The following is a 13,085-nucleotide window of genomic DNA, read 5'->3' on the forward strand; positions in this document are numbered from 1 at the left end:
GATCTCATCTCTGGACTCACCTTTGAATCTAACCCTTTTAACGCATAATTTGAAAACACAGGGTACTTCACACAAACAAATGGGAGATCATTTAAATTCAATGATTCATCATTTTTCGACAACCGGTATTTCCCAAGCAATATTTTTGTCGCAATTTGAACTAATGGTACACCTGTAACCTTACTTATAATCGGTACTGTTCGACTTGCACGTGGATTGACTTCTAACACATATACATTTTCTTGATCAATAATAAACTGTATATTTAGAAGACCTTTATATTTAAGATGAGTAGTAATTTTCGTTGCATAAGAAAGCATTTTCTCTTGAACTTTTTTCGATAAAGTGTGAGGAGGTAACACAGACAAACTATCGCCGGAATGGACACCTGTTCGTTCAATATGTTCCATCACCACAGGGGCTAGAACATTTTCACCATCACTGACTAGATCAAGCTCTGCTTCTATTGCTGGTAAAAACTGATCAACAAGGTATGGGAACTGTAAATCCGTCTCTTCAATAAATGCTTGAAGCTCACTTGATTCCTTAATAGTGACCATTCCTCTTCCACCGATAACATAAGAAGGGCGAATGAGGATTGGATAACCAATGGAGTTAGCAGCCTCATTAAGCTCTTCAATACAGTTTACAAATTGACCTTCAAGTCTTGGTATCTCTAGTTCATCAAGAAGTTGATAAAATTTATCTCTTTCTTCTAGTACATCGATAACCTCCGAACCAGTACCTAAAATAGTTACTCCCGCTTGTTCAAGACCTTCCGCTAAGTTTATCGCAGTTTGACCGCCTAGTTGAATGATAACCTCATTAGTTTCCTCAGCTTCTAACACATTCAAAATGTCTTCAACGGTTAACGGCTCAAAATACAAACGATCAGCTGTAGCAAAATCCGTACTAACCGTTTCCGGGTTATTATTGATCATAATCGTTTCTATACCTTCATCTTTTAAAGCAAACACTCCGTGAACGGAGCAGTAATCAAACTCAATGCCTTGGCCAATTCGAATCGGACCACTGCCAACGATGACTACCTTTCTTTTATCTGAAGGAATTTGTTCATTTTTCCCAAAATAAGTGGAGTAAAAGTAATTTGTAACTGCAGAAAACTCGGCTGCACATGTATCCACCATTTTGTAAGCTGGCAAAATATTGTGTTTCTTACGTGTTTCTCTCAGTTCTGCTTCCGTCACATTCCATGCTTCAGCTAGAAAACGATCACTAAATCCTTTTTCTTTAAAAAGCTGTAACTGTTCCGATGTAACAGATTGGATAGTTGCTTCATAAATTTCCTTTTCTAACTGAGCAAGCTTCTTCATATAGTATAGGAAGAAGAAATCAATTTTCGTCAATTCATGCAGAGTATTTACTTCTTCCCCACGTCTCATTAGCTCCATTAAGATGAAAAAGCGCTCATCGTTTTGTTTCGCAAGTTCAACATATAATTGTTCTTTACTTAATGTTTTTAAGGAGGACATCTCTAAATCCTGTACCTTAATTTCGAGAGAACGAATAGCTTTTAAAAGTGCTCTTTCAAAGTTTCGGTCGATCCCCATTACCTCTCCCGTTGCCTTCATTTGTGTACCCAACTTTCTCTCAATGGTTGGGAACTTATCAAATGGCCACTTAGGAAACTTAACAACGACATAATCCAATGCAGGCTCGAAGCTTGCAAACGTATCACCTGTTACAGGATTAATTAACTCTGACAACTCATAACCTACTGAAAGCTTGGCAGCCATTCTAGCGATTGGATACCCCGTTGCTTTTGAAGCAAGTGCAGAAGAACGACTTACTCGAGGATTTACTTCAATTAAGTAATAATTCTTACTTTCCGGATCTAAGGCAAATTGGATATTACAACCACCAACGATTCCAAGCGCAGAAATGATCTTAATCGAAGCAGACCTGAGCATTTGATACTCTTCATCTGTTAATGTTTGAGAAGGAGCAACAACGATTGAATCACCTGTGTGGATTCCAACTGGGTCTAAATTTTCCATATTACAAATGATAATGCATGTATTAGAAGCATCACGCATCACTTCATACTCAACTTCTTTAAAACCAGCAATACTTTTTTCAATTAAGCATTGATGGATTGGACTCTCTTTGAGTCCTCCTTGGACCAATTGGAGGAATTCCTCCTCATTTGATGCAATTCCTCCACCTGTTCCACCCAGCGTGTATGCAGGTCTAATGATAATTGGGAAACCAATTTCTTTTGAAAAGCTGACTGCTTCATCAACAGTATGAACAATCTTACTTTCTGGTACAGGCTCTCCAAGCTCGTTCATTAACTGACGAAAGGCGGAACGATCCTCACCTTTTTTAATTGACTCAATAGAGGTACCTAGAACCTTTACTCCGTATTTCTCAAGAATTCCATGCTCGGCTAATTGAAACGCAAGGTTTAGTCCCGTTTGTCCACCTAGCGTAGCAAGTAACCCATCAGGCTGTTCTTTTTTAATAATTTTCTCGATAACGTCTACTGTAAGTGGTTCGAAATATATAGCATCAGCAAAATGACTATCTGTCATAATGGTAGCCGGATTATTATTTACTAATATAACTCGGTACCCTTCCTCTTTTAAGGCCATGCAGGCTTGTGTGCCTGCATAATCGAATTCTGCCGCTTGCCCGATGATTATCGGTCCCGAACCGATGACTAATATGGATGTGATAGATTGATCTTTAGGCATATGCAACTTGACTCCCATTATTTTCTTTAATTAATTGTAAAAATTCGTCAAAAATATATTCACCCTCTGAAGGACCTGGGTTTGCTTCAGGGTGAAATTGTGTCGTTATTAACTGATAGCTTTCGTGGTAAAATCCTTCAATCGTTGAATCATGTAAATTATAAAATCGAGTTTTAAGACCCGTGCCAGCTAAGCTTTTTTCATCAACGTAATAGCTATGATTCTGAGAGGTCATAAATACAGTCTTCGTTTCCTTATCCATTACTGGATGATTAGCACCACGATGTCCAAACAATAATTTCTTTGTATCTGCTCCTAAAGCTAAACCTGCTAGTTGGTGACCTAAACAAATTCCCAGGGTCGGATACGCTTTAATGACCTTAGAGATGTTAGGCAATAAATGTTTGAGATGCTTCGGGTCTCCAGGACCATTGGATAATAAAATGCCATCCGGATTTAGCTTTTTAATTTCTTCATATGAGCTATTGTAAGGAACAGTTGTTACCTTGCAGCCTCTATTTAACAACGATTGTTGAATCGACTTCTTATTTCCAAAATCCATTAATACGACGTGAAAATCTCCTTCGTTCCCTTCCGTTGAGATCTCTGTTGAAGACACTTTCGATACCTTTTCCATATCTCCAAGCTCGAAGGATTGTGGTTTATCAGAATCCGTGTTAATCACGACAGGCATGGAACCCTCGTTACGGATTTGTTTTACAACTTCTCTCGTATCCACATGTTCAATTAGTGGAATTCCCCATTTTTGTAGATATTCACTTAACGAGTATTTAGCTTGGTAATGAGAGTTATTCATACAAGCCTCATATACAATGACCCCAGCAACATGTGGTTTTTTACTTTCAAAATCTTCAAGATTTATCCCGTAGTTACCAATTAGAGGATACGTAAATACGATGATTTGATCCTTATATGAAGGGTCCGTCAATACTTCTTGATACCCAGTCATTCCTGTATAAAATACAATCTCCCCGGACACTGGTTCATTGTCTGTTTTGACAACCCATTTTCCTTCGAACGTGTCACCACTTTTTAAATGCACATATGCTTTCATTGTTCCACCTCGTAAATTGTGAATATTTATATCCAAAACTTAATTTTTATGCAATAACCTGTAAAAAAGAGCAGCCATTTTAGGCTGTTATATATGATTTTTGTAAGACCATTTTAATTATATTAACCGCTTCATTTATTTGTTCCTCTGTTGCAGTTAATGGCGGCAGAAGACGGAGAACATTTTCACCAGCTGGTAATGCTAACAATCCGCTTTCTCTTAAATCCTTTAGAAGTGAACCTACCGAATTTTGTAATTCAATACCTATCATTAATCCGGAGCCGCGAATCTCCTTTACAACAGAAATATCCTTTAATTCATGTTCAAGTAACGTTTTCGTGTATTCTCCCTTTTTTACAACTGACTCTAAAAATTCAGGAGCAAAGATCGCTTCCATCGTAGCAATAGCAGCACTAATGGAAACGGGATTTCCTCCAAATGTGGAACCATGACTTCCCGGTCCAAAAAACGTCACCAGCTTCTCTGTACCGATTACTGCCCCGATCGGAAATCCACTTCCTAATCCCTTTGCTGAAGTCACGATATCAGGAGATAAATCGTACTGTTGAAAAGCAAAAGGCTTACCCGTTCTACCTATACCTGTTTGGATTTCATCAATAACAAATAACGCACCATATTCCTTACAAAGCTTCTCTACTTCTTTAAGAAAAGCCTCTTCACCTACATGAATACCGCCCTCACCTTGAATGACTTCAAGCATTACAGCTGCCACTTCATGAGACATTTCTGCTTTTAGTGACGTGATATCGTTAAACGGAACATAAACAAATGTTTCGAGCATGTTACCGTAGCCTTCTTTTATTTTGTCTTGACCCGTCGCTGACATCGTCGCAAAAGTTCTTCCGTGGAAGGATTGTTGAAACGTAATAATTTTTGTTCTTCCCGTTGCTTTTCTTGCGAGTTTAATTGCTCCTTCGTTGGCTTCAGCCCCACTATTTGCAAAAAATACTGCCTCTAATCCAGCGGCATCAGCAAGCATTTTTGCAGCAAGAACTTGCTTTTCTTGATGAAACAGATTCGATACATGCCAGAATTGATCAAGCTGATGAATCACAGCTTTTTTCACCACTTCTGGCTGATGTCCAAGGTTACAAACTCCGATTCCAGAAGTAAAATCTAAATATTTCTTATCATTTTTATCGTATAAATAGGAACCTACAGCCTTAGATGGCTCCACTTCCCATCTTGCATATGTTGGAAAAAGACCACTCATTGAAGAATCCCTTCCTTTCTACAAATCTGAGTACCAAGCCATTTGCCATTCTCAAAAAATCCTTTTTTACCATTCACAATCATTACGCTCTTAAGCCCCATGTCTATCGCTGACAGTGCTGACTCTACTTTAGGAATCATGCCACCATATATCGTACCGTTTTCAATCAATTCACTAACTTCACGCTTATTAAGTTCTTTCTTCACTTGATTGTTTACGAGAATCCCATCCACATCTGTCACAAACAAGCACTGCTCTGCTTCTAAACCGATCGCAACAGCAGCAGCTGCGTAATCTGCATTTACGTTAAGCTTTACATTTTGTTTATTTATCGCAATCGGTGTAATCACCGGTATATGTCCCGATTCAACCATTAATTGTATGAGCTCTTTATTAATTGATTGGACCTTACCAACATATCCAAGTCGCTCTTTGTCTAGGTATTCTGCTTGGATTAGATTAGAGTCACTTCCATTTAGCCCTACAGCTGTGAGTCCAAAATCATTCAGTTGTTCGACCAACTTACGATTTGTTTTACCTGTGAGCACCATTTCAGCAATTTGTAAGGTTTCCTTCGTTGTTTTCCTAAGTCCATTTACAAATTCAGGAATAATGTTTAGCTTCTCAAGCATGTCATTTATGTCCGGTCCACCACCATGAACAATCACCACAGAAAAACCTTTCTTCTTCATTTCTTTTATACTTTCAAAAAAACTAGAAGATAGTTCGTTTAATACACTTCCACCACATTTAATTACGATCGTTGACAACCTATGTGCCTCCTTACGTCCGATAGCTCGCATTAATTTTTACGTAATCGTAAGAAAGGTCACATCCCCATGCCTTTCCTTCTCCGTCTCCAAATTGTAAATCAACGAAAATATGGATCGTATCATTTTCTAAATATTTCTTAGCGTCATCCTCTGAAAACACTTGAGGCACACTATTTAATAACATCGTTGTTTCACCAAGTTTAATATTTACAGTATCAACATTCACTTCGACACCCGCTTGACCAATCGCACCAATAATACGTCCCCAGTTTGCATCAGCACCGAAAATAGCTGTTTTTACAAGATTGGAACCAACAATTTGCTTTGCAATTTTACGCGCATCGTCATTGGAAGCTGCACCTTTTACACTTACTTCAATTAGCTTTGTGGCTCCCTCTCCGTCACGTGCAATTTGCTTTGCTAAGTCTTGGCTTGTATTTTTCAGTAACTCAATGAAAGCTTCCCAATCCTTATGGCCTTCATGAAGCTCCTCATTTCCAGCTTTTCCGTTCGCCATTACAAGTACCATATCGTTCGTAGATGTATCACCATCGACTGTTATTTGGTTGAAGGACTCATTTGTTACGCTTTTTAGTGCTTTCTTTAGAGACTCAGGAGATATTGCGGCATCACAAGTAATAAAGCCGAGCATGGTAGCCATATTTGGATGAATCATTCCAGATCCTTTTGATGCTCCACCCATCGTCACTAGTTTCCCATCAATCTCAGTTGTGTAACAACTGCTTTTCATACATGTATCTGTTGTTAAAATCGCCGTTTGAAATCCTTCAGCATCTTCTTCTGTTTGACCAAATTGTATTTCTGAAATTCCTGCTGCAATTCGATCCATTTGGAGGTACTCACCGATTACTCCTGTAGAAGCAACCGCTACGAAAGTTTCCTCAATGTTCAGCTTATCGGCTGTCAGCTTTCGCATGGAGTAGGCATCTTGTAGACCTCTTTCTCCTGTACAAGCATTTGCGCATGCACTATTTACAATCACCGCTTGTAGCTTTCCATTTTCCTGAATACTATGCTGAGTTACCTTTAGCGGGGCTGCTTGAAACTGATTTAATGTGTAAACAGCTGCGCTACTGGCAGGTACTTCACTATATATTAATCCAACATCTTTTCTAGAATAACGAAGTCCAGCGTGTACACCACCTGCATAAAATCCCTTTGGTGAGACTACGCTACCACCATTTACTTTTTTTACTTGTGACACTTCCGATAAAGCTTCCATCCCTTAACCTCCTATTACGGATACAGTGGCATAAACTTCAAACCTGAATGACTCTCCAAACCAAACATGATGTTTGCATTTTGTACGGCCTGCCCTGCAGCACCCTTCATTAAATTATCGATTACCGATACGATTGTTAATCGGTTTGTTCTCTTATCAACGTGTAAACCTATATCACAATAGTTCGAACTTGATACATCCTTGATTGATGGAAAATAGCCTTGTGGTCTTACTCGGACGAACGGCTCATTTTCATAATACGATTGATATAAATCTATAACTCTTTCTGTCTCCCAATCTGCTGAAAGCTGGACATACATCGTGGCCATAATCCCTCTTGTTAACGGAAGAAGATGGGTGCTAAAGGTGATTGGCTGAATCTCACTATTCCAGAGCATTAACTGTTGCTCAATTTCAGGAATATGCTGATGTTCATTCACCTTGTAAATTTTAAAATTCTCATTTACCTCTGCATATAATGTTGCTCGACTAGCTGCTCTCCCTGCCCCTGAGGTTCCTGATTTCGCATCAACGATAATACTCCTTGGGTCAATTAACCCTTCCTTTACAACAGGAGCTAACCCAAGTAAAGTAGCTGTTGGATAACATCCGGGATTGGCGACCCAATTTGCCGCTTTTACCTGCTCCTTATTCCATTCGCTTAATCCATATACAGCTTCATCAACAATGGTCTCATTTGCAGGAGTTTTTTTATACCATTTTAGATAATCAGAAGAATCCTTTAACCTTAAATCCCCTGATAGGTCAATGACCTTGATATCTTTGCCGATAAATTGATCAACGAGGCTTGAGGAAACCCCTGATGGAGTAGCAAAAAAGACTAAATCACTTTCTTCAGCAATTTTATCAGCATCAATGCTGCTCATTTTTTTATCAATAATTCCATAAAGATGTGGATATTCATCTGAAATGGCAACTTCTTCTTTTGTTGAATGAATGGAATGTATGTCGAATTCAGGGTGTGAGTGCAATATACGGAGCAACTCAACTCCACCATATCCGGTTGTTCCGATAATTGATACTTTCATTCCTTACCCCTTCCTGAATATTATTGCATATTTAATCATTCGATTTAATTTTTATAAGTTTTAATGTACCTTATTATAAAAATAGCTAACAATAAAATCAACCAATTTTTTAAACTATTTTCATTTTTTTTAGATTATTTTTAATGTTAGTACTTCTAACAAAAAATCTGTATAAACAATTACTCCTATTGGGAGGTTTTAAGGTTGACGAAATTGATTTTTCTTTTTACAGTTAGACTAGTTAATTAAAGTGGCTAGCAAAGCGGTCAGGTGGGTGACATCTCCATGAATACTTCCATACAGCTACAAGATTTTATACAAGTGGCAAGGTATACACGTAAGATTGAAAAAGGAAATTATTTATTTCAAGAAGGCCAAAAGGCTGAGGAGTTATTTGTCGTTCTAAATGGAAAGATCCAAATCAGCAAAATGGTCCCAGATGGAAGAGAACTGACCATTCGAATGTGCTCTACTGGAGAGCTTATTGGGGAAATGCCTTTATTTTGTGCTTCACCTAAGTACATGTTGGACGCAAAGATAGTAGAAGATGGTGAGGTTGCAATCATTCATAAGGGTGATTTAGAGGAAAAGCTTAGCAAGGATCATTCTTTATCTTTGCAATTTATGAAATGGTTAAACGGTCAGCTATTAAGAAACCAAACCAAATTTAGAGACCTTATTCTTCACGGTAAAAAAGGGGCATTGTACTCCACACTCATTCGTTTATGCAATAGTTATGGAATTGTTCGTGAACATGGCATTGTCATAGATCATCCCTTGACCAATCAAGAGATAGCAAATTTTTGTGGAACATCCAGGGAAGTTGCTAATCGCTTGTTAAGTGAATTACGAAAAAATAACATCATCTCCATCGATAAAGGAATTATTACTATTCATAATTTGAAGTTCTTAAGAGATGAGATTGATTGTGAAGATTGTCCAATTGATATTTGTAAAATTGATTAAAAGCACTCGGCAGATGTGAAACGCCGAGTGCTTTATTTATGATACTAGTAACGCTACTGTCATCATTCCAAAAAATAAAACAGCATTTACAATCTCTAAAATCCCTACTTTTTTTGCTGAGTAAGGCTTCCCATAGAAGAAAATGGCTCTAAGTAAGCTTGGCAAGCTAGCTAATGCAAAGATCCAATAGCCAACAATCAGCCAAAGTATGACCACCACCAAATGATATCCCCATGAGATTTGTTGGTATACTTCACTTTTTTTCTCGCGAATCATGGTTTTTACATAGAATGTACTTCCTGTAAAAAAGAGAATCGAAGAGAAAAAGGCAAGCCACGCTTTGTAACTAACTACTCCCTCCCCTAAAAAGCTACTTGCTAAGCCAGCAATTGCAAATACGATAATGGCGCTTAAATCATTCGTTAGTGCACGATCGTTGTTTTTGCTAGAGAAATACGCATTTATGCAAAAAAACGGGATCATGATCAGTCCAAAAAGAATAATAGAAGGCCTTGTCAACAAAGGGAACAGCAGAAAAAACAAAGCCGGTAGCATGTAGATAATCGTCCATTTTTTATACAAAGAGAGTTTCTTTCTTTTAAATAATAGCAACATAGGATATGTCGCCAAATATAGTAGTAACCACCCCACAAAGAAAGGGATATGCTGCCAAAGGAAGTTGGAAGCAATCACACCTAACCAAAAAGGGATGATTAACATTGCCCATGCACCATGCTGTTTTGGTAAAAATAATTTCATTGTCCTCACTCCTAGTGTTGTAGCTATTTATACTATAAAAGAATGAAGGGTGTTAGTAAGTGAATTGAATCACAGTGCAAAAAACTGCAAAGCACTTTTACACTTTGCAGTTTCCATGATTTCTTTGTTCATTTATATATTGTACAAGCCAGGTCATTGTATCGTTTTCGTTCCTAATAGGAACGTTCGTATTTATATGTAACGGTTCGCAACTTACAAACGCCATCACATGCTCTAAACTTTTAAGAGCATCAAAATCTTCTTTATTTCTTAAAAGGACAATTTTGTTATATCTTTCATTTTTATGCCCTTCTATTACAATAACCTCTGGATTCATGCTACATAAAATATGGATCTGTTCTTGTACATTCCATTCATCCTTCTCTACTTGAAGAAGAAGTCTTCCTTCTCCCTCAACTAATGAGGCAAAGGCACCAGAATATATATGCTCCGATGAGTCCTTTTTTTCAACTACGTCAGGTTTGCCCCCATGCCCATGATGCTTAATTGTAGCTACATATATATTTTGCTTGGATAGTTCTTGTAGTAGTTTTTTGACAAATGTTGTTTTTCCACTGTTTTGAAAACCAACTACTTGCACAATTACGGGTTTTACCACGGCCATTCACTACCTTCATGATCCTCTAACAGTAAGACATCAACAATCGTATGGGCTTCATACCCTCTTGTTCCACCTGGTAGGATAATAAATGAATTGGCCCCTGCCAAACTCATCACGATATTTGATTTGTCTACTCCACTAGGTGCGGCCACTAACTTTCCATCAGCGATTGTTACTTTGCTCCTCACAAAACGAGTAAACGGGTTTGCTTTTGGAAAATCAACTTCTAGAACGGCCTTTTCTCTTCTTAAATGTGGCTTCGGACAATACAGCATGGTACGAATGATGGGTCTCGCAAATAACTCAAACCCTACATAACAAGCAGAAGGATTTCCAGATAACCCAAATAAAATTTTCCCATCCAAATGTGCTACTGTGGTAACACTTCCAGGTCTCATTGCTACTTTATTAAAAAGGACATCCGCCCCCAACTTTTTATAAATTTGAGGCAAATAATCGAAGTCTCCAACCGAGACACCACCAGTAGTTATCAATAAATCAACCTCTACTATGGCACTTCTAATCGATTCATAGCATAATTCAAAATCATCAGGAAGTTTCCCGAAATACCTTACTTCGGCCCCAGAACGCTCGATTTGAGCAATAATCATGTGGGTATTAGAGTTTCGGATTTTCCCTGGCTGTAATTCATCCTCTACCTCAAGCAGTTCTGTACCAGTGGCAAATAATCCAATTATAGGTTTTTTAGCAACAGGTACATTCTTATAGCCAAATGTTGCAAGCATCGCTTGAATCCCAGGATTGATTTTTGTTCCTCTTTTTACAAGGACTTCTCCCTTTTTCGCATCCTCACCAGCGAAAGAAACATTATCTCCTGGTTTATAAGATCGCTTAATGGACATATATGATTTTCCGTTCTTTTCACTCGTTTTTGCGAGTTCTAACATGACAACTGCGTCACAATTCATAGGCATCTGTGCACCAGTCATAATGCGAACTGCTTGGAATTCACCGACTTCCTTATTTGAAACGTATCCTGCACCAATATGATCAACTACTTCGAATTCAACAGGATTGGAAAGTGAAGCATTTGCTGAATCAACCGAACGAATAGCAAAACCATCATAAGGAGAACGATTGAAGTGGGGAACATCTGACGTTGCGACTAAATCCTCGGAAAGGTATCGGCTATAACTCTCGTTAATAGAAACTAATTCTTTCTTGCCTGGTAAGAAATACGACATCACTTTCTTTACTGCTTCACCAACTTGTATCGGCGTTCTTTTTTCAACCAATTAAATCAACTCCTATATGGTAAGGTCCTCTGTTCACCTGTGTAATTATAAACATTCAAATAACTATAAAACAGGACAAACATCACTTAATAACTTATTTTAGCGCACTTCCCATAACAATTTGAAGAAAATAGAAAACATTTATTTGAAAGTGTGATTCACATCACCTTAAAGTAAGACAAAATCATTTATTCTTAATTTGTAAATAAAAAGTATTTTTGGAGGGCAATTAAAATGACATATCCATTTCAAACTGACTCATTAGTAAAAGATATAGTAAATGAATTTCCAAAAGCAGCAGACGTGTTTAAGAGAAACCGAATTGATTTTTGCTGTGGTGGGAATATACCTTTAGACCAAGCTGCTTCTGAAAAATCAGTAGATGCTAATGAAATTATTCAAGAGCTTCAACAGCTTTTTGATACGTATAAAGGATCTAAAGAAGATGTAGCAGTATGGACAGATTCAGCATCTGACGTAATTATTAACCATGTGATTGAACATTATCACCGTCCTTTAGAAGAAGAACTCGCTAACTTAAGTCCTTACGTAACAAAGGTGGCAAAGGTCCATGGTGGCCATCGCCCAGAATTGTTAAAGGTATACGAACTATTTTACGAACTAAAAAAGGAATTACTTGAACACACAGCAAAAGAAGAAGAACTCGTTTTTCCGATGCTACAAAAGCTTGATACTACCACTGGCGAAACTCGTGACGAAATGATTAAAGAGATAACAGAATTAGAAAAAGAACATGATCATGCTGGAGCAATTTTAAAGGAACTAAGAGATATTACATCCGACTTCCAACCACCAATGGATGCTTGTGGTACGTACCGTCTAGTATACAAAAGACTTGAATTATTAGAAGAACAAACATTTATGCACGTTCACCTTGAAAACAATATTTTGTTCCCTAGATACATCTCATAAGAAAACAAAAACTACTTCTATACCAGAAGTAGTTTTTGTTTGAATAAAATGTAACTTGTACTGGTAGATTTCCACTCCGGGTGGACGCTTTCCGCGGGCGAGGCCGAGCCGCTTCCCTCGCTACGCTCAGTCCAGGGTCTCGACTGTCCCGCTTTTCCCGCAGGAGTCGCCACCCTCCGCTCCAATCAACTTAAATTAGCTGACTCTATCCTTAAAACATATAGAGTAATCCTTTGAGGTGAAGAACGAGGAAGACTGAACGTAAACGATTAGAAATGCAGACCATTGATTGTTCATTTAATATTCCAATGTAGAAAGGCTTATATTCTAGATCTGACGTCCAAGTATGGATCCAGTGGTTTTAATTAAGATGATCTTCATTCAGTTCATACTAAGTTGCTTGACAATGACTAGGAATCCTTATTGCACAAGTTTTCCTAGTCAATCTTTAACAGCTA

Annotated in this window: 11 protein-coding genes; 2 read left to right on the forward strand and 9 right to left on the reverse strand. The window is 38.0% G+C overall.

The annotated features are described in order from the left end of the window. From ACGLXV_RS00005 to argC, 6 genes are all read right to left on the reverse strand, one after another. The coding region (locus ACGLXV_RS00005; protein ID WP_391556960.1) for a carbamoyl-phosphate synthase (glutamine-hydrolyzing) large subunit at window positions 1–2,717 on the reverse strand (2,717 nt) is incomplete at its 3' end. Further along, the gene (locus ACGLXV_RS00010; RefSeq protein ID WP_391556961.1) at window positions 2,710–3,792 is read right to left on the reverse strand and encodes a carbamoyl phosphate synthase small subunit; all 1,083 of its coding nucleotides are present in this window, start codon (window positions 3,790–3,792) and stop codon (window positions 2,710–2,712) included. The genes ACGLXV_RS00005 and ACGLXV_RS00010, both read right to left, overlap by 8 nt. A 79-nt stretch (window positions 3,793–3,871) precedes the next feature. Beyond that, window positions 3,872–5,026, reverse strand: coding sequence for an acetylornithine transaminase (locus ACGLXV_RS00015; protein ID WP_391556962.1), 1,155 nt, complete (start codon window positions 5,024–5,026; stop codon window positions 3,872–3,874). Next, window positions 5,023–5,796, reverse strand: coding sequence for an acetylglutamate kinase (gene argB / locus ACGLXV_RS00020; protein ID WP_391556963.1), 774 nt, complete (start codon window positions 5,794–5,796; stop codon window positions 5,023–5,025). The genes ACGLXV_RS00015 and argB overlap by 4 nt, the downstream gene beginning before the upstream one ends. A 13-nt stretch (window positions 5,797–5,809) precedes the next feature. Then, complete coding sequence (gene argJ / locus ACGLXV_RS00025; protein ID WP_391556964.1) at window positions 5,810–7,042, reverse strand: bifunctional ornithine acetyltransferase/N-acetylglutamate synthase; 1,233 nt, start codon at window positions 7,040–7,042, stop codon at window positions 5,810–5,812. 14 nt (window positions 7,043–7,056) lie between these two features. Then, window positions 7,057–8,091, reverse strand: coding sequence for an N-acetyl-gamma-glutamyl-phosphate reductase (gene argC / locus ACGLXV_RS00030; RefSeq protein WP_391556965.1), 1,035 nt, complete (start codon window positions 8,089–8,091; stop codon window positions 7,057–7,059). Between the two features lie 285 nt (window positions 8,092–8,376). Here argC and ACGLXV_RS00035 point away from each other — a divergent pair, with 285 nt between their 5' ends. Next, a complete protein-coding gene (locus ACGLXV_RS00035) occupies window positions 8,377–9,057 on the forward strand; it encodes a Crp/Fnr family transcriptional regulator (RefSeq protein ID WP_391556966.1) in 681 nt (226 codons plus the stop codon). A gap of 36 nt (window positions 9,058–9,093) precedes the next feature. Here ACGLXV_RS00035 and ACGLXV_RS00040 read toward each other — a convergent pair whose 3' ends face one another. The 3 genes from ACGLXV_RS00040 to ACGLXV_RS00050 all read right to left on the reverse strand — a co-directional run bounded on the left by ACGLXV_RS00040 (window position 9,094) and on the right by ACGLXV_RS00050 (window position 11,694). Then, on the reverse strand, window positions 9,094–9,816 hold the full coding sequence (locus ACGLXV_RS00040; protein ID WP_391556967.1) for a YwiC-like family protein: 723 nt from the start codon (window positions 9,814–9,816) through the stop codon (window positions 9,094–9,096). A 97-nt stretch (window positions 9,817–9,913) separates the two neighbouring features. Continuing rightward, a complete protein-coding gene (mobB, locus tag ACGLXV_RS00045) occupies window positions 9,914–10,441 on the reverse strand; it encodes a molybdopterin-guanine dinucleotide biosynthesis protein B (protein WP_391556968.1) in 528 nt (175 codons plus the stop codon). Further along, window positions 10,429–11,694: a molybdopterin molybdotransferase MoeA gene (locus ACGLXV_RS00050; protein WP_391556969.1), complete on the reverse strand. Its 1,266-nt coding sequence runs from the start codon at window positions 11,692–11,694 to the stop codon at window positions 10,429–10,431. Before ACGLXV_RS00050 ends, mobB begins: the two co-directional genes overlap by 13 nt. A 234-nt stretch (window positions 11,695–11,928) precedes the next feature. Between ACGLXV_RS00050 and ric the strand changes: the two genes are divergently transcribed. After that, a complete protein-coding gene (ric, locus tag ACGLXV_RS00055; protein WP_391556970.1) occupies window positions 11,929–12,627 on the forward strand; it encodes an iron-sulfur cluster repair di-iron protein in 699 nt (232 codons plus the stop codon). The last annotated feature ends 458 nt before the right edge of the window (window positions 12,628–13,085 follow it).

It is taken from the genome of Robertmurraya sp., from assembly GCF_036676585.1.
GTDB lineage: Bacteria > Bacillota > Bacilli > Bacillales > Cytobacillaceae > Robertmurraya_A.